Origin of the sequence: Bradyrhizobium stylosanthis (assembly GCF_001641335.1) — a bacterium.
GTDB lineage: Bacteria > Pseudomonadota > Alphaproteobacteria > Rhizobiales > Xanthobacteraceae > Bradyrhizobium > Bradyrhizobium stylosanthis.
In genome coordinates this window covers 1,297,748-1,321,962 of the sequence record NZ_LVEM01000003.1, presented here as the reverse complement: position 1 = coordinate 1,321,962, position 24,215 = coordinate 1,297,748, and the positions used below count along the sequence as shown (strand labels likewise).

At 57.1% G+C, this 24,215-nt stretch carries 17 protein-coding genes and 2 pseudogenes; 10 read left to right on the top strand and 9 right to left on the bottom strand.

Annotated elements, in window-relative coordinates:
* Position 1 precedes the first annotated feature (1 nt).
* The 3 genes from A7X65_RS25865 to A7X65_RS42045 form a co-directional block, all read right to left on the bottom strand.
* Entirely contained in the window at positions 2–1,972 is a 1,971-nt protein-coding gene (locus tag A7X65_RS25865) for a glycosyltransferase (RefSeq protein WP_063690461.1), read from the bottom strand.
* Entirely contained in the window at positions 1,972–3,177 is a 1,206-nt protein-coding gene (locus tag A7X65_RS25860; RefSeq protein ID WP_063690460.1) for an HlyD family secretion protein, read from the bottom strand. Before A7X65_RS25860 ends, A7X65_RS25865 begins: the two co-directional genes overlap by 1 nt.
* Positions 3,178–3,250: 73 nt before the next feature.
* Positions 3,251–3,688 (bottom strand): hypothetical protein, encoded by a 438-nt coding sequence (locus A7X65_RS42045; RefSeq protein WP_145665441.1) that lies wholly within the window; start codon positions 3,686–3,688, stop codon positions 3,251–3,253.
* A gap of 41 nt (positions 3,689–3,729) precedes the next feature.
* Between A7X65_RS42045 and A7X65_RS25855 the strand changes: the two genes are divergently transcribed.
* Positions 3,730–4,188 (top strand): hypothetical protein, encoded by a 459-nt coding sequence (locus tag A7X65_RS25855; RefSeq protein ID WP_063690458.1) that lies wholly within the window; start codon positions 3,730–3,732, stop codon positions 4,186–4,188.
* A gap of 1,003 nt (positions 4,189–5,191) precedes the next feature.
* Here A7X65_RS25855 and A7X65_RS25850 read toward each other — a convergent pair.
* Entirely contained in the window at positions 5,192–6,793 is a 1,602-nt protein-coding gene (locus A7X65_RS25850; RefSeq protein WP_063690456.1) for a putative bifunctional diguanylate cyclase/phosphodiesterase, read from the bottom strand.
* A gap of 1,020 nt (positions 6,794–7,813) precedes the next feature.
* Positions 7,814–9,217 (bottom strand): GGDEF domain-containing protein, encoded by a 1,404-nt coding sequence (locus A7X65_RS25845; protein ID WP_063690825.1) that lies wholly within the window; start codon positions 9,215–9,217, stop codon positions 7,814–7,816.
* A gap of 436 nt (positions 9,218–9,653) precedes the next feature.
* On the opposite strand from A7X65_RS25845, the gene A7X65_RS42040 reads away from it, so the two are divergent.
* The 5 genes from A7X65_RS42040 (at position 9,654) to A7X65_RS25825 (ending at position 14,957) form a co-directional block, all read left to right on the top strand.
* Positions 9,654–9,917 (top strand): hypothetical protein, encoded by a 264-nt coding sequence (locus A7X65_RS42040; RefSeq protein ID WP_145665439.1) that lies wholly within the window; start codon positions 9,654–9,656, stop codon positions 9,915–9,917.
* Positions 9,918–10,465: 548 nt separating this feature from the next.
* The gene (locus A7X65_RS40820; protein WP_082885047.1) at positions 10,466–10,768 is read left to right on the top strand and encodes a cold-shock protein; all 303 of its coding nucleotides are present in this window, start codon (positions 10,466–10,468) and stop codon (positions 10,766–10,768) included.
* A gap of 133 nt (positions 10,769–10,901) precedes the next feature.
* Positions 10,902–11,660, top strand: coding sequence for an acetoacetate decarboxylase family protein (locus tag A7X65_RS25835; RefSeq protein ID WP_063690452.1), 759 nt, complete (start codon positions 10,902–10,904; stop codon positions 11,658–11,660).
* 735 nt (positions 11,661–12,395) lie between these two features.
* Positions 12,396–13,157 carry a glucose 1-dehydrogenase gene (locus A7X65_RS25830; RefSeq protein ID WP_063690450.1) on the top strand — a complete coding sequence of 254 codons (762 nt, stop codon included), beginning with the start codon at positions 12,396–12,398 and terminating at the stop codon, positions 13,155–13,157.
* A 36-nt stretch (positions 13,158–13,193) separates the two neighbouring features.
* Positions 13,194–14,957, top strand: a complete 1,764-nt coding sequence (locus tag A7X65_RS25825; protein WP_063690447.1) for an oleate hydratase — start codon at positions 13,194–13,196, stop codon at positions 14,955–14,957.
* Between the two features lie 1,109 nt (positions 14,958–16,066).
* On the opposite strand, the gene A7X65_RS25820 is transcribed toward A7X65_RS25825, so the two are convergent.
* A complete protein-coding gene (locus tag A7X65_RS25820; protein ID WP_145665435.1) occupies positions 16,067–17,080 on the bottom strand; it encodes a glycoside hydrolase family 12 protein in 1,014 nt (337 codons plus the stop codon).
* A 1,301-nt stretch (positions 17,081–18,381) separates the two neighbouring features.
* On the opposite strand from A7X65_RS25820, the gene A7X65_RS43260 reads away from it, so the two are divergent.
* The gene (locus A7X65_RS43260; RefSeq protein ID WP_245323831.1) at positions 18,382–18,576 is read left to right on the top strand and encodes a hypothetical protein; all 195 of its coding nucleotides are present in this window, start codon (positions 18,382–18,384) and stop codon (positions 18,574–18,576) included.
* A gap of 1,204 nt (positions 18,577–19,780) precedes the next feature.
* On the opposite strand, the pseudogene A7X65_RS43255 reads toward A7X65_RS43260, so the two are convergent.
* Positions 19,781–20,178 (bottom strand): annotated as a pseudogene (locus tag A7X65_RS43255) (IS481 family transposase); the annotation flags it as partial.
* A 43-nt stretch (positions 20,179–20,221) separates the two neighbouring features.
* Between A7X65_RS43255 and A7X65_RS40815 the strand changes: the two are divergent.
* The 3 genes and pseudogenes from A7X65_RS40815 to A7X65_RS43250 all read left to right on the top strand — a co-directional run.
* Positions 20,222–20,392: pseudogene (locus A7X65_RS40815) on the top strand (transposase); the annotation flags it as partial.
* 337 nt (positions 20,393–20,729) lie between these two features.
* The gene (locus A7X65_RS25805; RefSeq protein ID WP_145665432.1) at positions 20,730–21,353 is read left to right on the top strand and encodes a hypothetical protein; all 624 of its coding nucleotides are present in this window, start codon (positions 20,730–20,732) and stop codon (positions 21,351–21,353) included.
* Positions 21,354–21,438: 85 nt separating this feature from the next.
* Complete coding sequence (locus A7X65_RS43250; protein ID WP_245323828.1) at positions 21,439–21,648, top strand: ParA family protein; 210 nt, start codon at positions 21,439–21,441, stop codon at positions 21,646–21,648.
* An 888-nt stretch (positions 21,649–22,536) separates the two neighbouring features.
* Here the strand turns inward: A7X65_RS43250 and A7X65_RS42035 are convergent.
* Both A7X65_RS42035 and A7X65_RS43615 read right to left on the bottom strand, forming a co-directional pair.
* Positions 22,537–23,076 (bottom strand): DEAD/DEAH box helicase family protein, encoded by a 540-nt coding sequence (locus tag A7X65_RS42035; protein WP_145665429.1) that lies wholly within the window; start codon positions 23,074–23,076, stop codon positions 22,537–22,539.
* Between the two features lie 313 nt (positions 23,077–23,389).
* Positions 23,390–23,512, bottom strand: coding sequence for a hypothetical protein (locus tag A7X65_RS43615; RefSeq protein WP_283806173.1), 123 nt, complete (start codon positions 23,510–23,512; stop codon positions 23,390–23,392).
* Positions 23,513–24,215 lie beyond the last annotated feature (703 nt).

Genomic DNA, 24,215 nt, shown 5'->3' with positions numbered 1-24,215 from the left:
CTCAGTGAGTTAGAGCCCGAGCCAATTCGCGGATGATGCGAACGATATCCCCGCGATCGGATCCCGGAAGGGCTCGGGCGGTGTGGAGCTTTTTTACAATTTGTGCCCGCTGCTCAACGCTCGGCGAAAACTTTAGCCGGTAGCCATCACGAGTTGGCGCAAGAACCTGCGCCTCCACGTCGCCAATAGCTGGGATTTTCAAATTGCCTCTCGCCCCGACTGAAAGGCCGTGTGGCCCGCTGATGCGAGCGCCTTCCGGCCCGAGATTCACGAGCCAGCCACGGTGCCTGTCATTTCCGATCGTCAACGTGATGGGTTCGAGCACCTGGCGCTGCGGTCGATTGTATCGGGGGCGTTCGATGCACGCCGCCATCGCCACCACTAGGACGAGGACGTTGTATACCGTCCAGAACAGAACGATGGCGACGCCGTCATCGGCCGAAGACGAGGTAGTGAAGACGAAATCGGAATTCAGCGGCACGATCAGGCCGCCAATGGTCAATCCAAACAGGATCAGGAACGGTCGCATCAATGACCATTGGACAACGACCCTCGTTCTGTCGCCGCCCTTGGCCGTCACCGAAAATCTATGCGGTCCTCTCGTCAAGAGGCCGAGCGCCGCGGCCCGACATATTGGCCAGGCGGCAATCAGCTGGGCGGTATCGTTGACGATGGGGATAAACAGCCCCTTCGAAAGCCAGTTCAGGGCCACTAGGACCATGACGTAGTATGGGACATAGTACCTGATGATATCGACGAGCGAGGCATTTACGATCGTAATACCGAGCCACCAGTACAGGAGTGGGCAAATCAAACTCGCCAACCGGAAGGGAAAGGTGGTTAGCCAATAGAGCTGGGAATCGATCAGACTGATCCGGTGCATCAAACTCAGTCGATTCGAGCCGAATGGATTGTAGGAATTGCGGGCAATCTGCATCAGACCGAGGCACCAGCGGCCGCGCTGGACGATGTACTCTTTGAGACCCTCTGGAGCCAAACCCTCAGTCAGAGGCTCGTTGAGATAGACAGTTTGCCATCCGTTTTCCGCAAGCTTGAGCGTGAGCAGGAAGTCCTCGGTCACGCTTTGCGTCGGAAGCAATCCTATTTGTTGGATTGCTCGTACCCTCAGCACGGACGAGGTGCCGCAGCAGATCGCAATTCCCCAGGCATCCCGAGCCGGCTCCACGTTATCAAAGAAGTGTCGTTGCTCATCCGGGTACCCGGCGGTAATGCCGAGGTTGTGCTGGATCGGGTCCGGGTTGAAGAAATGTTGCGGCGTTTGGACCAGGCCGACGCGTGAATTGTGAAACAGTGCCACTGTGCGGTCGATGAAATCGACATGTGGAACGAAATCCGCATCAAGGATGGCTACAAAATCCGGTCGATCCGGATCCAGGGCACGCGCGGAAAGCGCGTGGTTGATGTTTCCCGCTTTGGCATGTGCGTTGTCGGACCGCACGATGTATCCGACAGAGTGCCGCTCGCAGGCCTGCCGGAGCCAGTCCCTGCGGCCATCGTCAAGCACAAAGACGCGAAGCTTCGGAAAGTGCACCGCCTTGGCGCCGATAATCGTTCGTTCAAGGATTTCAAGGGACTCATTGTAGGTCGCGATAAAGATGTCTACGCTCGGTGCTTCTCCAGGCAGCCACCATCTGGCGTGCTGGTCAGCTTCCGCGGTACGTTCCTTGACGCGTGAAAGAATCACAAAGGCAATGGACGAGGACAGGACCGTCATGCCCTCGAGTGCGGCGAAGCCCCAACTGACCAATGCGTCCGCGGTCCAGTCGAGTGGCACCAGTGTCTCGGTGAACCGCCATACCACGTAGCGCCAAGAGAGAATTGTTGCCAGGCCGAGCAGAACGGCACGCCAGTACCATCGGCTCGGGTCGAGCACCGGTAGGATCGTCAGGCGGAGCCCGATGATGACGGCGGCTCCGGCCAAGGCGGCGAGAAGTGGCGAGAGCAGAAGCATTAGAAGCCATAACGCGTGAGAAAGCGACGGAATTGGGCGATTGGGCCGCTCGAAAACAAAACACGTCCAGTGCGACCCACGGCGCAGCCAAGATCCGGCTGCTGTGCGAGGCCCGGCACCGTCACGGTGACGTCGAAACGCTGCAAATGCTGCGGACTCGGGCCCACGGCGAGGTTTGCGTAAAGGGTCGATGCGCCGGATCCGCCAAGCCGGGTGACGGTTCCATCAAAAATACGTTCGTCGCCGAACAGCCGAAACTGAACGGTCGCGCCGACGGAGAGACTGTCGTAAAGAGATTCGGACACGCCCGCGGTGACCACAAGGCTATTGCAGTCGACGAGCTTGACCAGGTCTTGCCCCCGCCGCGCGTACGCGCCATCGTCCACCAGGATATCCCAGACGAGGCCCGGGACGCGAGCATTGAGCGTCGCCGACGTCAGGCGATTGACCCGCAGACGCTCGGCGTCGATTTGCCGATCGAATTGAGCGATGCGCCCCTTAATCTGCTCCTCATCAACATGCAGTTCCGCCAGGCGCTGATCGAGTTCCCGAATGCGCTGCGTCGAGAAGGGGGCGTCGTTATAGGACTCGCCGATGAAGACTCCCATGCGGGCTGAGGCGAGCTCCGTCTCGAAATAATTGATGCGCTGCTGCACGCTCTCTACGTCTTGTTGTGCGACGTCAAACTTCGCGCGGGCTCGATCAAGGTTGGCAGCCGTCTGAACGCCGCGATTGTTCAACTCATTGGCGCGTTTGAATTCCGCATCTGCCTCGCGCAGGCGCGCGGCTGCCGCATCCTGCGTCGCCCTCGTCTCGGCGATCCGCGCCTCGATCTGGCGAATTCTGCCGCGCTGGTAGTCGGTTGACTGCGCATCAAATCCGGCTCTCGATTGCGATAGCGCGTCACGGTGACCGGCAATGCGTTTGAGTTCAATGCGCTGATTGTCCCGATCGCGCTCAAGCTCAAGAAGCCGAGCGGTATCGAAGCGCTCGTCGGCCACTTCGGCCGCGAGTTCCCCCGCGTTAATGCGGCCCCCAATGCTCTTGACGGCAAGCGTCACCCGGCCTTCGATCGGCGCACGCACGATGTAAAGTCGTGCATTTACCGTGGCATCTGCCGAAGTTCCAGCAAAGTGCTCGCCGATGATGACGTACAATCCGCCGGCGAGGAGAACCAAGCCGATGACCACGCGCGCGAGCTTCATGAGAGACTTCCAACCGCATTCCAGGCCTTTGTTGTGCAACTTAAAGACGAACTCGTGGAGGCGGTCGAACTATCTAATTCACCCTGACGTTGAGCGGGGTTGAATCGATTCGATAGGTCGTTCTGTTAGAGATCACAACATCGATCGGGCGCCGTTTCTCGCGGGCTCGCTCCCAGGAGGGCGTAGAGCGCAATCGTCCCTTGTTCACGTTCGGCGGATTGATGGCCGCGTTGTAATCAATGGCTGCGCTTTGAGTTGATCCAATATTGTCGAGCTTTGGCCGCGACTTCGGGCAGTATTTCTCCGGGAATTCCCACTTCAACAAGTCCGAAGGACCCTTGAGCCGGCAGCAGGAGATTCGGTTGATTGTTTCAGAAACGCAATTGAATTGCGCGATGCAGCTCCGCCGTTTCTGAAACGCTATATGCTGCGGAAGCGCAGAGCATAGCCGGCGCGGGTACTGAGCGTGTCCGCCTTTCGCGCTTCTCATCTCCGCTGCAATCGTGGGCATCGATATCTCCCCAATCTGAATAAAGATTGACAACGTGCTTCGTGCTTCTCTACTCAGTTCCGATCATCGACTCTTCAGAAGGTAGCACAACCTCCAACATCTCCACGCCTACCTTCTTTGGTAGCGCTTGTGAAATCGCTAGCATCGATCTCGACCGGTTCACCGAGGCATTCGACCGCACCTTATACGCATGCAGAAATCTGAGCCGCGGTGTCCTCAACAAGGAAAACTCGGGCGAAGACAAGCCTGCGACCGGCGATCCGTTCTGTATCCAGGGTGACGACCAGCTTCCCAATCGGCTGAACGCGTGCAGGCTAAAAGCCTTCATCGCTGGTTTTCCACTCGCGGAAGCGGACAAAGCGGCTCTTGTTGCCTTCCGTAAAGCGCCAATCGATTATCTTAAGGGATTGGCTTTCGATGCCAAGGAGAGCGGTCTCGCCAGGACCAGCGATCGGGAATGTCTCATCAGCACGACAGCCTGCGCGAGAGGGCCTGCGTAGTATTTCCAAATATCTTTCAACGATCTCGTCGCGTCAAATTCCGACACGATGTCGGCGCTGACATGTACACGGCGTTTCCGGCTTCCATTCCCCTGACGGTGATGCCTCCATCGCCCGCCTGCTGTTCGACGCCAGAATGGACAGATATGCGGATCAACCGCATTCTTATTCGTGGTCCGCGCGGCATTCATGCCTAGGCCATCGGGAGTGGTGCACAGATGGGGGCGGCTGGTCCTTCGGCAATGTCGCGATTGCCGATTTCGGTTGGGTTCCTCTTACTCAAACGGATTCGCACTTCAAAAAAGCGGTGCAGTTGATACGCCCGATCGCTCAACGCCAGATCGAGATGCGCAGAAAGCGCCACAAGTGCATAGATGCCAACTAACGGCTCAGCTGTCTGAAGCTCGGGCTCAGGGAGGCGGTCCGGTCGACCATCCCGCCAACTCGGCGACCAAACCAGGGACCTCGCGATGAACGGTCCTGTGGGCATTCTCAAACGTCATTGTACAATAACACACGACCGCACTGTAGCTCGGATGTAATATCCATCCGAGTTCGCTATCGCCAATTCGACGCCGATATCTTGCGCTGCACTACGCCAAAGGCTCTGGCCAGTTCCTTTCGCTTCCATCGCCCAACCGGGCAAATACAATAGCACTGAGACCTTGTCCTCTGGCTTTCATCCAGATTGATCGTGCGTTGGCACCAGGCCTCAAGAACCGCATTCTGCTTGATAACTATTACTACCTGCGCTGCGACCTCGAACGACGCTCGCCCCGTTCCTCTCCCCGGTCCGCAATGGCCCGGAATTCGTCTGGACGACAGCCCATCCCTATCGACGGGTTTGGAGCGTGATGGCTGACCTTCGAACCCTCGTCCCGCTCTAACTTCTTGTTTGAGGGTAATTTTATAGGAACACATTCACTTCTCCGGATCATGCTCGAAAAGCCATCATAGATGACGTCCTATTGCCGATCCGCTCCGAACAAACGAGCGCTTCGGCTCACGCATGCAGGATTGGTGTTCCATCTTCAGCGACCGTCGTGCTGCCGGATTCGCGATTAAGCAGCGCACGGATACCGGCGGTCGGGACGGCATCACTGAATAGGTAGCCTTGTCCTTCTGTGCAACCATTGGCCACCAGAAAGCCCAGCTGGCAGGCGTCTTCGACGCCCTCGGCGGTAGTCGTCAAGCCGAGTCCCTTGGCAAGGCCAAGGATAGCATGAACGATCACCCGGCTTTCGGTACTGTCGTCAAGTTGCGACACGAAGCTGCGGTCTATCTTGATCTTGTCGAGACGAAACGAAAGCAGCTGGCTCAGCGTCGCATAACCTGTTCCGAAATCATCTAGCGCGATGCGGACGCCCGCTTGACGGAGCACGTCAATCACGGTCTTCGCAACCCCGGTCCTTTCCACAAAGGCGCTCTCGGTAATTTCAATCTCCAGGCGGCGCGGACTGAACCCGGTTTGCCCAAGGATCGATAGAATGCGCTGACCAAGCGCGGGATCACGCAACTGAATCGGTGAAATATTAAAGGCCAGCGTAAAAGTCTCCGGCCACGCAATGGCGTCGGAACAAGCGCGACGAAAAAGCTGATCTCCAAGTGCGCTGATGAGACCTGTTTCTTCTGCAATCGGAATAAACACGTCGGGCGGAATCCGCCCCAATGTCCTGTTTTCCCAACGCGCTAGTGCCTCGAACCCGATAATGCAATTACTTTGGAGTGAAACTAGCGGTTGGTAGTGCGGCTCGATAATATCGGCCGTGATCGCACTGCGAAGCTCTCGCTCGATCTGGATGCGTCGCTCGACATGTATGTCCATCTCTGGTTCGAAAAAGCGGACGCACGACCTGCCATCGCGTTGTGCGCGATAAAGTGCACGTTCTGCGCGCCTGACCAGTTCTTGGAGATTGTCGCCGTCAATCGGAGCGATGGCGATGCCAATTCCAACCCCAAGCTCGGCTGCCCCCGTCTCGACCGCGAAAGTATCGGTGGCGGACGCCACAATACGGCGCGCCAGATTGGTGGGAACCTCAAGGGAGCTAATGTCTGGTAGGACAATCCCGAATTCGTCGCCCCCAATCCTCGCCAAGATGCCATCCTTGCGCAAGATGTTGGCGACCCTGTTGGCAAACTCGCATAGCGCCTTGTCCTCCGCTGCGTGGCCATGCGTATCCTTGATCCTCTTAAAGCCATCAAGGCCAAGCAGCAGAACGGCCACCTGGTGTGTGTCGCGGGCGAGGCCAAGGCACGCAGTAAGATTCTCGTCAAACAGGCGACGGTTTGGCAAGCCGGTCATTGGATCGTGTCGCGCTAGGTCGCGCGTCTCTCCTTCCAAAATGGCTCGCGCTTTGGTTTCGCGGGCGAGATCTCGATAGCGACGGACACTAAAAATTGTCAGCGCAACGCACAGGAATAACGCGACGAATATAGTGAACATGATATCGTCGAGTGCTGAATCCGCATAGCTCCGCCCCAGTTGAAACAAAAGAGGGCCAACCTCATAAACATGCAGCAAAATCGAGGCGAGAACGACGGCCCCAAAAAGAGCAACGAAATCCCTTGTGGCAGAACTACGCCAATCAAACCAATCGGCGTGCAATACGCGTGATCGTGGAGTTGGACAACTCATGACAGTCAAACCTTCGCTGAGGCCGGTTGTTCCGGATTGAGTGTTCTTGCAGGTAGTATAAAGATTGGCGTGCCACCAGATGCCGTGTGTCGAACATCGGAGTTCGAGCAACGCTTCGCAAGCCACGACGGTAAACGCGCCGTCGGATCGCGATAGTTCTTCCCCGCAGAGTGTTTTCGAACGACCCGGCAACTTCGCCCATCGCTAACGAGGCCAAAGTCACGATTTACGCCCTCAAGGTGCCGCTTCAAGACTTTGAGGGCTCTGGTCTGCGCTTGTGCGTCGCAAGAGCGAACGAATGGGGCCCAAGATGGTCCCGCTTTAGCCGCGCTCCCGCAGCCGACGAGCCACCGAGAAGGCGCCTGCGTCCGCTTATCTGTGACAGCGCGGCCTCGACGACCTGGAGCAGCTACATGTTGCTGTTTTGAACAACGAAGAATGTTGCGCGCCTGCTCGAGCAGCTTTAACGAACCGTGCCGACTGCGAAGTCGCTGTCCTGCTTGCGACGTTGATCGATAAAGCGGTTCGCAGACCGGGCACAGCAAGACAAGATCTACGTTTTGTTCGCAGCCACGATGGTGCGAGGGCAGCGCCGGGGCCATGGTCGCGACCCAGGAACCTTTCTCGGTATCGCGATGGTCGACTAACAGGCTACCGGTGTCGTGTACGAGAAGCTTAGAAGTCGGCCACCGCCAGCTCGCTAACACCAAGCCCAGGGGCGACATCCGCGACCAGTCCACTAGGGCCTTGTCCCAGGGGCTCTCCGATCCGGGCCTTGACGGCGTCGACTTGTCGACCTCCGTCGCTTCGCCCCGCCAAAGGAGGCTGCCTACGATCGTGACAAGAACTGGCAGAATCGGAAAGGCCATGTTGCCTACGCCGTCGCCACTGGTCGTCGACATGAAGATCTTACGCGTCAACGCGCGACGGAACGAAAGTTGTTTCACAACGCCGTACCAATCAACGACATGGCAATTCTCGGGAAGCGGCTTACGCGACAATCACACGATTGCGGCCTTCATATTTTGCGCGATAGAGCCGCTGATCGGCGACGTTCAGGAATCCGTCAAGGGTGTCTCCATCGCGCCCGAACTCCGATACCCCAACACTGATCGTGATGCCGATCGACGGTTGGGCTCCGACGTCGAATGCAGCCCCTTCTATGGTCGATCGAAGACGCTCGGCTACCGCGCAAGCCGTATCGAGCGTCGCACCCGGCAGCAACACCATAAATTCTTCACCGCCCACGCGCGCGACGGAGTCGTAAGGGCGGATCGCCTCGAGGCATCTTCGCACGAATGCGCGGAGGACCTCATCGCCGACACTGTGGCCACGTGAGTCATTGATATCTTTGAAATGATCGAGGTCGATTGACAGCAGAGATAATGGGGCACCGCTTCGTTTGGCCCGCGCGATCTCGTCGCCGATATGCTCGATGAAGTGGCGACGATTTCCGACACCAGTCAGTGGGTCGGTGGCGGCAAGGCGTTCCAACCTTTGATTGCTCAGTTGCAATTGCTGCAGCGCCCTTTGGGTGTCAGCCATCGATTCGGCCAGGCGGGCCGTCATTTCTTCCTGGCTATAGATGGTCGAGAATGATTGCGTCGTTCGGAAAGCCCGGACAACGCCATAGCTTAGCAGGAAGAACCCGCCAGCAAAGATCGCGTGGGCGAGCCACCACATATGATTCCAGGGCGCCGCCAGAATGAATGCGAGCGACGATAGCGCAAACCACGCGACCGAAATGCCGAAAATAAGCATGAGCGGCGAGTGAATCCGTCGCATAAGCATGGCCGCGACGTTCAGCGCGCTGAATACAAGTGCGCCGCCCTCCATGGACAAGCGTACCGCGGGGTGTCCCGCATAGGGGGAGTAGGCGATCAGGGCGACGGCTAGGTCCATCGTCAGGAACAGGCCGATCCAGATCAGCCATGCGCGCGGATCCGAACGCTTCTCGACCTCGTCTGACGGCTGGTTGTAGCTGAGCAGCCCAACGAAGAGCAGGATCGACATCGCGAGACGCGACGCCGGACCATAGAGCAGAAACAGCCAAATATTGCGATGTGCCATCCCGGTGAAGGCGCCGTGCGGCGAATAGATCAGCGCGAAGCCGAGAAAACCCAGCGTCAACCAACGCAACAGAGGTTCGCCTGAAGACTGGTAGCATCGCCACGTGACATAGGTGACGAACAACCCTTCGAGAGTGGCGACGGCAATCGCGAATTCGTGGAATAGGTGATTTTCGAATTTTAGCCCGGGATCCTGCTGGAAATACAGGTAGGCGATGAAGTGGGCGGGCATCAGGGCGAAGGCGATGAGGAGAAGTCTCATATACGCCTGTGTGACCAGCCGGAGTGCGTTGGTCGGCTCGTGTACCGTAAGATTGGTGCTCATGTGCATATACCGCCTCCCATCATGACCTGAGGTCGCTTCATAGACTCTCGGGCGTCTCCGAGGGATACGCTGGCCTAGAGTACCTTCGGTCCCTGCTGCATCTACTCAGATGAAGGAGCCACGCTGCGTCGCGGTCGACACGCCACTCAACCAGGGGCCCGCGCGACCACCGCTGCACCGGTGCTTTTCTTCCGTCTGCGGAACCTGTCGAACTGTCGGCGGGGCCGATAGGATCCGCCTTGTCGTCCAGAAGCGGCCCAGGTCCCGCGACTGGGATCAGCAGGCTCTGGGCTACATTCATGTGCTCGAGCTCATCACGTCCTTCCAGTTCCGCTGACGGTCAGCGTGTTGTGTGCAGCAGAGGCCGCAGCTGCTGCGGCGAGTTGTTACGGTCTGCGGGGTGTTCGAAAACGCCCCATCGGAAGACGAGAAAATCATGAGCCGTTCTGAGGGAAGGATTCTGCATATTTCCGTACTCATCCGCCTGCCGCCCGCCGGTAGCGCCGCCGCGACAATCGGTTCGTTACTGGTTCGGCTTCTTAGCCAACACGCCTATGAGCAACACCGTAAGCGTCAGCTCGCTTTGATTGACGAGTTTCTTGGATGTTTCTTTAGGCCTCCTTCGTTCGTGTGGAATTGCACGACCGAAGCCGTTCGCATATCTGACCCTGTTGATTTAGCCGCCTGCCAAACCTTGTAGGTTTCTGGCGCAACGAGGTCGGCCGGCAAGCGCTTTAACTGCGACGCTGGCACGCAACTTGCTGCGCTATGATGACATCGCCGAGTTCCGTTCCAACCACCACCGGTGATGTAGGGCGGGCTCGCCTCAGGCGGGTCCGCTCGCTCAAAAATGCATGCTGGTGTGTTGCGTAATGAAACCACATGTTCGAGCTGCTGCGGCAGGAACCGCATTTGCGCACGGCCTTCGCCGCGATGTTGTGAGCGTCTACGAGCATGAAACTCGTGGCTACAGTCGAACTAGCGTCTCTGTACGCGGGAATAACGCGAACGGATTCGACTACGAGCACAACTGTCACTTCAGCGGCTCGTTACCTAGCGTGCAGCACTATGGAACGGGGGCGCGCTTGCAGCTCGCTCCGAAGCGCCTCGGAGTGTACATCGGCTTCGATCACGACACCGAATCCTACTTTACAGCGAAGATCAGCTGCGGTCGTGCCTGCCTATTCGATTGCCGGGAAGGATCCCACTTTACGTTCACTTTGTGGTCTTGACTAACGGAGAGCAGGAATGAAGACGGGCAAAGTCACCTACTGGAATCGGGAGCGCCATTACGGTTTCATTCGATGTGACGACGGTCGCGCGGATCACTTTGTTCGCGGCAGTGCGTTAAGGGATGCCAATACGGTCTACGTCGGTGATACTGTTCTGTTTGAAATCGCTCGCGACAGACATCGCCATCGCGAACGCGCCGTGAACGTCAGTACAGACGAGTCCGCTTCCGGCCACCCCAGTCGGGGGCGCGAAAGACAGTGCTTTTGTCGCATCGCACGCGCCAAAGGACATAAAATTCTAGTTCTGGGTGGTACATAGATTGACCTCGCTGCAAGACGACTCCAACACGTGGGATCCGGGTCTGCAGTCGTGAACCACTATCGCGCGTGATCGGTGACCTGCGCGCGAACTTCACCAGGCGCCCCGCAGGCGCTCAACCGGAGGGTAAATAATGACAGAAATCAGAGGTATTCCGTTCGATGCGCCCCTTTATCACGGGGACGAAGAGCATGACAGCGCGTTTCTTAATTGCCAAGCCGTTCAAGCCATCTTTACAATTGCGAGCGACGTGGGACGCCTATTACCAAAGCAGCTAATTCCTGCCGCAAATCCCCCAATCGGGGTTGTAGGTATCGCAAGCTACGGCTCAAGCATCGTCGGACCATATCTGGAGCAATATTCTGGAATCGAAGTCCGTGATCCTGGCGGGCAGACCGGCTTCTATATTCCTTATATCTATGTGACGGCGAACGACGCTGCCCTCGCCTCTGGCCGCGAGGGGCTCGGAGCTCCCAAAAAGTTTGCACACATCGCATTGACCCGGGAGGGCGGCTTAGTTCAAGGGACGCTTGAACGTCCGGCAGGCAAGCGTCTGTTGACCATCACTGCTCAACCTGATTCGCGCCTGAGAACGGCCGCACGGCAGATTTGTTCGGCACACACCAACTTCTATTCGATTCGGCATTTGCCTCCGATAACCCAATCCGGGAAAGGAGCTGCGACACAGCTCGTCAAGTGGTGCACAGACCGAACGTTCCGCCGAGATGAGTCGGGCGAAGAAGTCCTATTCACGGGTCCTATTTCGCTAACTTACGACTCGCCCTCAGTCATCGATCCCGTGCACAATGTGGCCGTTCGCGAGATCATGCTTGGAACGTACGAGGAGTACGATTCCAGGCTGCAGGTTGTCGATCTTCTTTCGAGCGCGTGAATCGCCGCTGCTGAGAGGACGCTTGGACCATTGATAAGCCGATGATGGTAGTTTGAGAGGATGGGAGCTGGGATCGCCTCTTTCCGTTCGGAAGGCAGCTTGCAATCCGGCGACCCAGCTTGAGCTGCGTTTGGCTTGTTGCCCCCGTCTCAACTAATGGCTGGTTCAGCCCATAATGTTGGAAATCTGACGCGACGGCCGACTTGACCGCTGTCGGACGTCGGCCGTAGTGGCCAAAGTTCGCATAATAAAAGCTGCCTTCTCCTGGCATGCGCATTGCTCGTATTGGTTTGTCCGACGAGCGCCGGCAGCGCCGTACCAATTGGAGAGCAGTGGCGATGAGAAGACATCTCACATGGCGGCAGAACTCCGAAGATGTTCGAGCCTGTACTGGCTCTACCGGAAGCATCGAGAGGCATCCGAATTGGTCGGCTCAATAGCCGACTAATGGCGGGCTGAAGCGAGCGCTCATCTTCAACTACTTCGTCGGAGAGCGTCATGTGCGTTTGAAAACTCGTCTTGCGACGAGCAGAGCCAACTGCGTCTTGATGTCACCGGTCGCGCTGGCTGGGCAGCGGCGATCGCCATCATCTGTCACTCTCGAGAATTTACAATGATTGTCCTTCGGTCCAAAGAGCCGCATTTGGCGACTGTTCAAGGGAAGCGCGGCGCCTCTTTCCGTGCGACAAGGTATTTCATTGACGCCGATCCCCAGCCTCGGGCGAGGACTATGTCATGGGACGTGTGAACGAAAAAGTCATTCTGGTGACTGGCGCAGCGCGAGGGATGGGAGCGGCCCATGCCCGCTTGCTGGTTTCGGAAGGCGCTCGCGTCGTAGTCACCGATGTCCTTGATGCACACGGAGAGGCTCTCGCGTCAGAATTGGGAAATGCCGCGATCTATGTGCACCAGGATGTCAGCGAGCCGAAATCCTGGGCAACGGCGATCGGGGCTGCAGTAAGCACCTTTGGGGTATTACATGGGCTCGTCAACAATGCCGGTATCGCCAGCGTGGCTCCTATCGAGCAGTTCTCACTCGATCAATGGAATAGGACTCTGGCAGTTAATTTGACCGGCGTATTTCTCGGTATCCAGGCCGCTCTACCAGCAATTCGACGTGCGGGCGGAGGTTCTATCGTCAACGTCTCATCGGTCGAGGGGCTGCGAGGCAGCCCTGGCCTTCATGCTTATGTCGCCTCCAAGTTCGGTGTCCGGGGTGTCACCAAGTCTGCCGCGCTGGAGTGCGCGGCCTCCGGCGTGCGCGTTAACTCGGTTCATCCTGGGCTCGTCAGCACGGCGATGAGTGAGAACTTGGATCCTGCGCTTTTTCCAATTCCATTGGGCCGGGCCGCCTATCCGGTGGAAGTGTCTCAGGCGATCGTGTTTCTACTTAGCGACGCGTCCAGTTACATGACCGGTACCGAGATTGTGCTCGATGGCGGCTTGACTATCGGGGTCCCGCATAAAGGCGCGGCGCTGGAGAACATGTTTTCGTGACATTAACCGACGTGCCGGCCAATCGGAGAACATGTCATGTATTATAGCAGCGGAAACTACGAAGCCTTTGCCCGTCCCCGTAAGCCCGATACTGCAAACAAGAAGACCGCTTGGTTCATCGGTGCGGGCCTGGCGGCGCTTGCCGGAGCGGCCTTCCTCATTCGCGATGGACATATGGCCGGTAAGCGGATCACAATTCTCGAACGGCTGATGCTGCCGGGCGGTGCGCTCGACGGGGCCAAGCAGCGCGAGAAGGGATACGTCATTCGGGGTGGCCGGGAAATGGAGGACCATTTTGAGTGTTTATGGGATCTGTTCAGGTCGATCCCATCCCTGGAAGTGGAAGACGCCAGCGTGCTCGATGAGTTCTATTGGCTGAACAAGGATGATCCGAACTACTCGTTACAACGAGCGACAGTAAATCGAGGGCAAGATGCCCATACCGATGGCCTTTTCGGCCTGACCGGCAATGCGCAAAGAGAGTTGATCGCCATCTTTCTTGCTAACCCTCGAGACCTGGAGAAGAAGCGCGTCGATGAAGTCTTCGGGCAGGACCTTCTGAACAGCAGCTTCTGGCTTTACTGGCGCACAATGTTCGCCTTTGAAGAATGGCATTCTGCGCTAGAAATGAAGCTTTACCTCCATCGATTCATCCATCACATTGGTGGGCTCCCGGATTTCAGCGCACTGAAGTTTACCAAGTACAATCAGTTTGAATCACTTGTTCTGCCTCTGTGCAATTGGCTAACCAGGCAGGGTGTCATCTTTAAATTCGGCGTCGAAGTCACCGACGTCGATTTCGAGATCCGGCCTGGATACAAGCAGGCCACGCGCATCAACTACAAAAGAGACGGTGACAGCGGCGGAATTGATGTTTGCACCGACGATCTCGTCTTCGTGACAATCGGCTCTTTGACGGAGAACTCCGACATCGGCGACCATCACACGCCCGCCACGCTCATTGAAGGTCCTGCTCCAGCATGGGACCTCTGGCGACGTATCGCGGCAAAGAGCGCGGCGTTCGGCCGGCCTGACGTTTTCGGCGGCAGCATCCATGCGACCAAGTGGGAATCTGCGACCATTACGACCTTGGATACGCGCATCCCAGAGTATATTCGTAAGATCGCCAAACGCGATCCATTCAGCGGCAAGGTCGTCACTGGCGGTATCGTTACGGTAAAGGATTCGAGTTGGCTGCTCAGTTGGACGGTGAACCGCCAGCCGCACTTCAAGAATCAGCCAAAAGACCAAATCATCGTCTGGCTCTATTCTCTCTTTGTCAACAAGCTCGGCGATTTCGTAAAGAAGCCGATGCAAGACTGCACAGGTGCGGAAGTTACGCAGGAATGGCTATATCACCTTGGTGTGCCCGTTGCCGAGATACCGCAACTCGCCGAGACCGGCGCAAGAACCGTTCCCGTCATGATGCCCTATGTCACCTCCCTTTTTATGCCCAGGCAAGCGGGCGACCGGCCAGATGTCGTGCCAAAAGGAGCTGCCAATTTCGCGTTCATCGGACAATTTGCCGAGTCAGCCGAGCGAGATTGTGTATTCACAACTGAGTATTCGGTTCGCACCGCGATGGAGGCCGCCTACACCCTTCTCAACATTGAACGCGGGGTGCCACAGGTCTTCAACTCGACCTACGATGTTCGCCGAATACTTGCCGCTATCGCTCGACTGCGTGACAGCAAGGAAATGCAGATTGAACCAGCGTTCCTCCGCCAGCTATTGCTGGAGGCGGTTGAGTCTCCCGGACTTGGAGGACTGCTTGGGGGCCATCAGGTGATCTCCGATTGACGAGAGAAGTGAGGAAAGGAACGGTCGATTGTAGATCCTCTTGTCCGACCCAACGTGAGTAGCGATGTGTCCCGACGAAGGAGGACTTCACGATTAGGCTTAGGACTGGACAACGTCTGGCGAATTGTTGCCAAACATCCTCGCTGCTCCGCAGAACGCCGGCAATGTCTGTTTCATTCTCCTAACCCCTGCGGAAGATCACGCCAAGGAAGCCGTATGCAGGATCAAGAGCCCAACTAGCCAACCCTTGGCAATTGATGGCAGGGCGCACACATGGCAATCGTGGTCGGAGGTCAACGGTAAATCGATTCAATGCGCCAGATGAAATGAGCGGTATATACTCGGAAGTGAACCGGCGATGTGGAACTCACTGTCGAAGTCGTAACTGCTAAGCTCCCGGTTACGCGAACACTCATCCTTTTGTACCCACGGCCGTCATGTTCGTACACGCTGAGATCTTCGTGATCGAGCGCATGCGCGAACACAATCGCCGCGCAAGCCGCTCGAGCATTGTTGCTCCATGTTGCCTCGCGTTGACTGGCCGGACCCGAAATGGCCGTGTAAAAAGCCCGAGCCCGCCCTTAGCATCGCCGCCCCTGCAAGCCCGGCGATGCTCACTCTAGCGAAGCAAACTGCGTCCCTAGGCTTCTGCACCTCCTCCGGCTGTCGTAATCTTGTCGAGTTTTTGTTCGCTTTGATGCGCAAATGTTGCAACACGACATCTGCGCATCGCCATGTTGCGCGGGCGCGGGCGCGGGACGCAACTTAGTGAACCTCTGGCCCGTTTGACCTCAAGCTGTGTGGCACGACGCTTGCTGTGCAGACTTGTAGGTCGTACACCTAATCGTGGAGGTCAGAGTTGGCGTCTATGTAATCGGGTACAGAGCGGCCCCAAACCGTCTTCGCTTGACTCAGTGATTCTGACCACCGCCTCCGCAATCAACGGCTCTCGATCATCTCTGCGTGTGGCAGAGCTGACTTCTAATGTCTCAGGCGGAGACTGAAAGCCGCCGCGCTCAAGGACAATCTGAACTCCGTACGCCAACGCCGAGCCGAATTAAGATGGTAGGCAACCAAGGGGGCCGCCTTGTTGCAAACGACCCAAGTAGTCACTTTGAGATCACGGACCAATGGTTGACGTCAAAGCTTTGGCCGCCGGGGGACGAGGTGATCTCAACGCCGTATTGGACGCTGCCGACGGCTATGTCCCCGAAATATCCTTTCGACTCTATCCATTGCAGGATACTCTTGATATCCACGGTCTCGCTGTTGGTCTTGGAGGTACGCAGGAACGAGATAACCTTGTGTTTGTTCCAGCCTTCAAACACGTTCCAAGTCGCGCCGCCCACATTGACGCTTGTGTAGACTGGGATCGCGGCAGTCCCTGACGAATTATACTTGTAAGAAATGGGTTTAACATCGCCGCTTCCGTCGGGATTCCCGGTGTAATTGGTCCAAAGCATTATTTCGTAGGCATTTGAGCTGTCCCAGATATCGTAGGCGAAGTTCCAGCTGCCGCTGGTCGGGACGCTCTGATTGAAGCTTGAACTCAGGTTGTTGATCGCGCTCAGCGGTTTCCCAACATTGAAAGCCTCGTGGGGATAGCTCTTGATGCCGCCGGTATCAGGTTGGTTCGACCACACGCTCCATTGAGTGACCGAATGGACCGAGATGGTTTGAGGCCCAGCACCTTGACCATACACGTCGTTGTTCCAGGAATAGCCATTAAGGGAAAAATTGCCGTATTGATCGCTTGAACTCCAGATCGGAGCTTTCGCAGATGCTGGAAATAACGCAATCATTGCCGCAAAAGGCAGCGCAAGTACTTTTATCTTCGACAACTCAAGCATTCTAATCTCCACCTGAGACCTGCCCGCCAGCGAACCAAAAGTAAGCAAAAGTGAGGCCAATCCCAGTGAGGTGGTCCTGGTGGTCTGAGCAGATTTTCCGCGTCGATAAGTGGAGCCTTTGCCAAGGCTAGGACGTCCAGCGCTGCGACCGTGGCGTATCGACCGCTGCACGCGCTTGCGATTGACCTGAAGCGCCTCAGCTTTCAGCATCGCAGTCGTTCGTCGCGGGCCGAGGAACGACCAGCCGGTGAACAACTCGTCGATCCGCCGCATCAGAGTAAGGTCGTTGTAGCTGCTATAACTTTGAAAGGCTGCGTTGACGCCTGCTCGGGCACGGCTTCCGGCGCGTTCTTTACCTTCAGTGCCGCGTCGATCTCCTGTCGACTAACAGATTGTCTGAGTTGAAATGTCGGCACCTCGACACGGCGCGCCACGAAAAAATGCTTTCAGAGGCTGCGAATTCAGTTCGGCACGCGGCTTGCTCCGTTCACAACACTCATCGATAACGGTGCGGTGATCTTCGGGGCGAACTCGTCGCGCGCTAGCGTCTGGCCTGCCCCGACGGTGTGCTGTCCTGCGATAATTTAGGGCGCCGGCTGCGAACAAGAGTGTAGGGCAATCTTTGATGCGATCTGGAGATCTGCTTTCGGTAGCCCTACAATTGCGATTGTCGCAAGCGGTTATAGCCAACGTGGCGCTCCCTGAGCAAGAAGTGAAGCTGCGACCGACGGTATGGAACTGGTCCGGAGGCCATATGGGCGGGCACTCGGCGGTGGGTACGGTCGAGCCGTCTTCAGCAATCGTACGGTCCATCAATCTACGGGGTGCCGTCGATACCCCATATTCCTCGCAGGTGGCAGATCGGTTACAACTGGCAGACCAACAGCTGGGTGCGTAGCGTCGAACTCGATGCAAGTGCTGCCGTCTCCGAAGGCACAAATACCTGCCTCGCCGCCTCCGGCTTTGTTGTGAGCACAAACTGCAAGGCAGGTCCCAACGTCTTTGCCACCGGGACCGGCCGCGCCGGTTATGCTTTGGGCGCGGAGGGCCATAAGCTGGCTTACATGAAGTGCGGCATGGCTTGGAAAAACAATCGCGGTGATTCGGCCACGGGGATGTTTGAGGTCGACCAAGATCAGCCTGTCCGGCATCCACGATGACCAAGTCTATCTCTCGCTACTGACCGCGCTTGTTGGGTTGCCGCATCACTAAATTGGCGAATCCCTTCCATTGGCGCGGAAGAGCAAGGCGGATCATCGAGACCGACTTCTTCGGTGGGGTCGGACCTTCTGGCCGAAAAAAATTTGATGTCCACGGTTGGTCGCGTGCGCATGCTGCGCCCCGGTGGATTAGATCCCGGCCCCGAAGCGCAATCTAATCCTCAATCGCGCGAAACACGCGATTCGACAGTCTAGATATGGCGATGCGCGACCAGCTTGCGAACACGCCTTCGGGGGCCTTCCAGGCCGTGCTGCACAAATGCTGCCTCGATGTCTCTCCCGCTATTTGTCCCAGGGGGCGGCGATGGAGGTCTCCGTGCGCAGCGTCAGCTTTCGGTGCAGGCGCAGGGGCTGATGGGCACGCTGGTGGCCAAGGCGACCGAGGCGCGCCACAAGATCTGGGCGGAGCGTCTGCCCAAGGACAAAGCCGATCTCTGGGACGCGCTCACCGGTCTGACGGGCGATGAGCAGGCCGCTCTTTGCACACTGCGCCTCGTTCGGTGTCGACGCGCTGTAATGGGTGGATTCGGCGGCTGCCAATCCAGGTAGGTGCGGTGTTCGGTGAAAGCGCTCCCGCGCTCGCGTTGCTTCCGTCGCCAAGATAGCCATTATGGGCGAGGTTTATGTCTCATTTTCCTGTAATGCCAAAGCTAAAGCAGTATCGTCGTTGCAGCGTAAAGCTCCTGTTCAAGAAGTACGAATACAATGCAATGGCGCATAAGGTCGCCGCTTACCTCAACAAGTTTGTGCTAACAAGCCAAAACGAAAACCAGCAGTACCTGTTCGCTACATTGCGCGCGACCTTGGTTATTCTGCTGACTAAGTGCGGCGCGCCATCTCCAACGGTTCATTTTTCAAAACATCGGTGACGAGAGCGTCGGCCACAGCCATTAATGCTGCTGACCTGTCCTGCGTATTTCCTCCAAGCGCGGAGTTAGCGCGTGGCTTCAGCGCTCAAACGATAGACAACTCGACCGAAGGGGCGAAAGCCGCTCGCGCTGCTGCAATTGTGCTGAGCTTATCTCTGAAGAGACGAAGGCTACGGGGGCTGCTAGCCGTCTACTTTTCACAGGCCCTGCTTAGGGGAGCCAATGCGGTACGACGAATGGGGGGCTTGCCGGGCGCTAACGTTGTATCGGCACGCGGCGCGCTTCGGGGGAAACAACACCGCGTGCTACCCAAGCTCGCGCCGTTGCGCCGGCAACTCCATCGCCGGAAGAGGTTGCCTTTACGCGAGCTTCAGTTCGCCACGTGTGCCGCATTCACCTGACGAGAAGCCGACAGGCGGATCCACTTTCGCATAGCGCCGCTCCCCGAACGCGAGAAACCGCTCAACGTTCGTCACGCTTAACTTTGACCACTACTGAATGATTTGTCTGAGGTGCTCGTGGCGCTCCTTGATTGATCCATCAGCTGGCGCCATGATAGTTCACGCCGGCAGCCCGGTCGTTATCCAAGGCGACGCCAGTGAAAAAGGGGTGGCCCTTATCAGGGGGGGGCGCTTGCGCAGCACGATGCTGCGTTGCCAAGGCAAAGTGATCGACACAGTCAGGCGCGCTAAGACGGGGAGGATGTTGGGGGCGGGAGGCTAGCGGAAGCGGGAGATGATGGGGCAATGTTGATTCGTGCTGCTTCCACCTTGCCCGGGCATGGCTTCAAGAATCGATACTCATGCCTTATTTGCAAATGCGCTTTTGGCGCTCCTCAACCTCATCAAGCAGGCTTGGCTTACAGCGGAGGTGTGGCGGTGCTGCTTAGTTCCGGCATTTGCTGGAGCGGGTTGAGTTTGAACCGTTCGGGCTGGGAAGTCCAGCATTTGCACATGCATTCGTAGGATGTGAGGCCCTTCAGGCTCTTCAGCCGCCGAGCGTAGTTGTAGGCGGTGATGAAGTCGGCAGGGTGAGATTTGAGCTGATCGTGTCGATCGTAATGGTCGCGTTGGACGGTCGCTTCCTTCGTGCAGTTTCGCTCGACCTGGCCATTAATCCACGGATGCTTAATCTTGGTCAGCCAATCTTATAACCCGTTGTCCTGGCATCGCATGTCGACATATGTGTCACGTATCTTGCCGCCGGGCTGTCCGCATGGTGTGGCACGGAAGGTGAACTGGATTCCATTGTCGGTGAGCACCGTGTGGATCTTGTAGGGAACGCCGCGATCAGAGCTCCGAGAAAGTCGAGGCTGGCGCGCGCGCATATCGCCGTGTTTTACGTTGGCGCATGGCGTGCCGAGGGTCGACGACCGCCGCGTTGTCAGTGGTATCGTCTATGTTATTCACAACGGTCTGCAGTGGAAGGACGCACCGAAGGGCTACGGTCCGCACAAGACGCTTTACAATCGCTTCATCCGCTGGAGCGATCGGGGCGCAAGGGTTGCAAACTGAGATGTACAGGTACGATTCATCGAGCGGAGGCCGTCTTGCTAGGGGATAGCCAGCCGCTTTCGTCATGCGAGGGTGGGCGCGTGCATCTTGGCGCGAGGCGGGCGAGACTCCGCAATGGGGAGCTTTGTGACCGGCTCGGCTTGTGATTAGAGGCGCTGACTACAACAATACGCAACCCCACGCTCAGCGGGCTCTGAAGGACACAAGGTGGGCGAAACTAGTTGGCAGACAGCATGCACCGACGGCGTGACGTGCCCTTGCTGAAGCTCAGTCAACTATCAACCTATCAACCTTGGGAGTTGATGGAGAAGATGGTCAAATGGCAATCGTCAGCGGCAACAGATGTGAAGCTGGATTAAGAATGAATAGAGTCTTGCTGGGTGCGATAGCTTTCATCGCGCTGGCCGCCTCTGCCGCTGTTCTTGCCGCGAAGCCCCACGTCAAAGCCTCCCCGCCGGTCATTCCAAGTCATGATTGGAGCGGCTTCTACATCGGCATCAATGGCGGCGGCTTCTCCGCTCATCAATGTTGGGAAACGGTCAACGCCGACGGCGTGGTCGTCGCTCCGCCCGTTGACATGGGGTACCATAATGCGACCGGCGGCACGGTCGGCGGTCAAATCGGATATCGCCGCCTAATAGCGAACTCGCTGTTTGCCTGGAAGCTCAGGGCAGTTGGTCTGATTTCAATGGCCGACGCGAATCTCGCTTTCGCAGGCGTCCTGAATGAATCCAAGTTTGATGCATTCGACCTGGTCACGGGCCAAGTCGTCCGTGTGTGGAATAGCGTGCTGCTCTACTTGAAAGGTGGAGCTGCGGTCGTAAGAGACAAATGCCGGGTTTTCGATTTTGCGTCTATTTCACATAGAGACCCCGAAAGCCTTTGCGCGTTGCTCCTGTCTCAAGCTAGCATTAACAATGCATGCCATTTTCCAGAACGTTGAGGATGTATGAGGCGCGAGAATGAGCTTGCACATGGCATCAATCTCCCTTCGACCGCGGAAAACGCCCTCGCTGTGGTTGTGCGTTATGTCCATCTTGAGCGGGGCTTTTGACGATTCGTCGTTTCATGTCATGGTCAACCAGGAAGCGCAGGAGATGTATGTTCTCGCTCTGGTCACCCAAAAAGGCGGAAGCGGCAAGAGCACGCTGGCGGTCGTAATTGCAGTCGCCGCCATGCCGAACGGCGAGCGCGTCGCAATTGTCGAGGCGGATCCACAAGGCACGATCGCTAAATAGAAAGAGCGACGTGGCCATCCCTATCCGCGTATCGTTGAGGTCTGCGATCCTGCCGAAATGGAAGGGGCGCTCGCTAGCCTCGAAGCTGAGAGGATCAGGCCTACGGTCATCGATACGGCCGCCACTAGCAATGCACTAGCTATACACGCCATCGCGAGGGCCGATCTTTGCCTGATCCCGGTGCGTCCGAGTCCCGCCGATATCGAAGCTGCGATACCGACGCTGATTGCTATTCGTAGGCACAACCGCCGATTTGCTTTTGACCGCGGGGCTGCCGCTTGAGTGAAGCTGCAACGTCGCTAAATTCGCTTGGTGTGCTTGCGCTTCCCGATGTTGGGCAACGCAATGATCACCAGGACGCGCTTGGGGGAGCATTAGGCGTGACCGAGCTTGCGCAAGAGGGAAGAGCCTCGGCGGAAGTTCATGAGTTGTGGCGCTGGATCTTGAAGAAGCTCTGTGGAGGAGTCATTAACTCATGAGCTACACGCAAAAAATGCGGCGTGCTAGCCTACACGCTGCAGGCGCTCTTTGGTGGAGCTTACCGCGGCGGCGAGCCGAGAGGTTGACGATTGGCTGACCCTGGCAGCGCAAGCGACGGTTCCTAATCCCGTTGGCTCCTAAATGCCAGTCTTCGGGCCAAGCGGCGGCGCCTACGGTAAGGTCACGAAAAAGAGGAGAATGACATCGTCGACAATGGGAGCGTGGACAACGTCGAACAATCTGTCGCAAATGATTTCGTCGCCGAAATGCTTGAGCCATACGGCTTTGGTGAACGATTTAGCAAACTCCAACAGATTGTTTGCAGCGTCCGTCACTTCTTTAATCAGTCTTCGCTGACCGTCCACAGAATCTTGGATTCGTACCGCTCGAAAAATCCCTGGCTGATGATCAAGTCGGACTGTATAAACATGGTGTTGTAACCATGTTGGGAGAAGTAAAAGCACCACGGCTCGTCGAATCGCTGATCATCCGCAGCGGTGCAAGACGCGTCCTGGACGTCGTCACTCTTTGGATGGTGACATGCGAAGTTGTTCCTAATCGTCGCGAGCAGATTTGAGTCGCCGAACTGGCGCTTGAGGTGGTCAGGGCGTTCTGCCCGCCAATATCGAGCAGTGGCAAATACACCGTTCCAATCGGGGTACGGCGGCGCCGATGCAGCGCAGAGACAAGCGTGTTCAGCTGGTCGCGCCGCCGCTTCGGTTCGCTGGCGGCAGTCGACCAATGCTCTTCGGTGACAAGATTGCGCTCGCGCCGGGCGGCGGCAAGCTGCTCGAGCACCCTCGACTTCTGGGCCTTGGTCGAATGGACTTCGAGGCTGTAGTTGCCGAGCCCGATCGCGTGCATGCGATGCCTCACGACCTCCAGCGCCGCCGTCTTCTGCGACACGAACAGCGCTGTCTTCTGGTGGGCAAGGCAATTGGTGATCATATGCGCGATTGTCTGGCTCTTGCTCGTAGCCGCGCACTACAGGGACAGCGAGCAATACTAGGTCGACAACAGCAATTTCACAAAGCGATCTATCGCGTGAGACGCAGCAGTCCGCTTCCTGGCATTTCGGAAATCGTTGTAATGGCCGGCGTCGTTTCATACGGATGCCGCACCGATGTGATTGCGCAAGATCATAACCGGCGTTGCTGCCGAAGTTGGCCGAACTTCGGCTCCACAAATGAGGATTGATTAAAGGACAGTGCTCAGTCTCACACCTCCACTTAGTAAGCTGGCGACGAGCCTGAGACTTTGATTAGGTCTTTTGGAGGTTATATAGATTGGAGTCGAAGCTCGCCTCCGCTACTCTGAACCAGGTCACGATATCCTCGCGAAACTTCGACCATTCATCGTAGATCTTGCGGAAGTCAGGATTCATTTCAGCATTTTCTGCGTAGAACGAGAATGCCGCACGGCAGCCGCCCTCTAAAGTAGGACTGCGATCCGCAGGGGGGCGGCACGTCGAGAATGTCACGATCACTACTCGATGAGACGAACGCATGTTGCGTTTGCTTCGGCCTCACGTCTTCTCGCTTCTTTGGGCGCTGCAATTGGGCATAATGGCCCGCTACGTTCCGAGACCGGTACAATCCACGAGGATTTTTGACGAAGCCTGCGACTCCAGATCAGATCGTCGACCTTCCTGGGTGGTTCGTGTATGCGCTACGACGAGCGACTCAGCAGAAGACTTGCTTGACGGGGTCCGCAGTACATTGGTTCGTGGTGAAGTCCCCTTGTGGCGCGTCAGCGTCGCAATTCCGACGCTCGGTCTGCAATTTCGTGGCGCGACTCTGCATTGGCGGCGAGACAGGGGGATCCAACTCGAGGCGGCTCCTCACGGCGCCGAGACCGATGAATTGTTTTAGCAGAGCCCGATTTTCGCGCTGCAATCAAAAGGAGTCAAATTCGGCGAAGGATGCGACGTTCCCCCGAGTCGGCGGGATCTTCGCTTCGAAGGTGGTACCGACTACGCGATGTTCTGGTCGAGTTTTCTCCGGAGACGTCCAAAGCAGGGGCCGCGATTTCGATCGTTACCGATCGTGCGGCAGGCGTTGAGGAAGCCGATCTGACCAGTTTTCGTG

What these genes read in the sequence shown, in the direction of transcription:
- A7X65_RS42035 (WP_145665429.1), bottom strand. Translation starts at nt 23,076, where the DNA reads ATGATCACCAATTGCCTTGCCCACCAGAAGACAGCGCTGTTCGTGTCG.
- A7X65_RS43250 (WP_245323828.1), top strand. Translation starts at nt 21,439, where the DNA reads ATGTCCATCTTGAGCGGGGCTTTTGACGATTCGTCGTTTCATGTCATG.
- A7X65_RS43615 (WP_283806173.1), bottom strand. Translation starts at nt 23,512, where the DNA reads ATGAATCCTGACTTCCGCAAGATCTACGATGAATGGTCGAAGTTTCGC.
- A7X65_RS25805 (WP_145665432.1), top strand. Translation starts at nt 20,730, where the DNA reads ATGGCAATCGTCAGCGGCAACAGATGTGAAGCTGGATTAAGAATGAAT.
- A7X65_RS40820 (WP_082885047.1), top strand. Translation starts at nt 10,466, where the DNA reads ATGAAGACGGGCAAAGTCACCTACTGGAATCGGGAGCGCCATTACGGT.
- A7X65_RS42045 (WP_145665441.1), bottom strand. Translation starts at nt 3,688, where the DNA reads ATGCCCACGATTGCAGCGGAGATGAGAAGCGCGAAAGGCGGACACGCT.
- A7X65_RS25865 (WP_063690461.1), bottom strand. Translation starts at nt 1,972, where the DNA reads ATGCTTCTGCTCTCGCCACTTCTCGCCGCCTTGGCCGGAGCCGCCGTC.
- A7X65_RS43260 (WP_245323831.1), top strand. Translation starts at nt 18,382, where the DNA reads ATGGGCACGCTGGTGGCCAAGGCGACCGAGGCGCGCCACAAGATCTGG.
- A7X65_RS25830 (WP_063690450.1), top strand. Translation starts at nt 12,396, where the DNA reads ATGGGACGTGTGAACGAAAAAGTCATTCTGGTGACTGGCGCAGCGCGA.
- A7X65_RS25820 (WP_145665435.1), bottom strand. Translation starts at nt 17,080, where the DNA reads ATGCGGCGGATCGACGAGTTGTTCACCGGCTGGTCGTTCCTCGGCCCG.
- A7X65_RS25860 (WP_063690460.1), bottom strand. Translation starts at nt 3,177, where the DNA reads ATGAAGCTCGCGCGCGTGGTCATCGGCTTGGTTCTCCTCGCCGGCGGA.
- A7X65_RS25845 (WP_063690825.1), bottom strand. Translation starts at nt 9,217, where the DNA reads ATGAGCACCAATCTTACGGTACACGAGCCGACCAACGCACTCCGGCTG.
- A7X65_RS25835 (WP_063690452.1), top strand. Translation starts at nt 10,902, where the DNA reads ATGACAGAAATCAGAGGTATTCCGTTCGATGCGCCCCTTTATCACGGG.
- A7X65_RS25825 (WP_063690447.1), top strand. Translation starts at nt 13,194, where the DNA reads ATGTATTATAGCAGCGGAAACTACGAAGCCTTTGCCCGTCCCCGTAAG.
- A7X65_RS42040 (WP_145665439.1), top strand. Translation starts at nt 9,654, where the DNA reads ATGAGCCGTTCTGAGGGAAGGATTCTGCATATTTCCGTACTCATCCGC.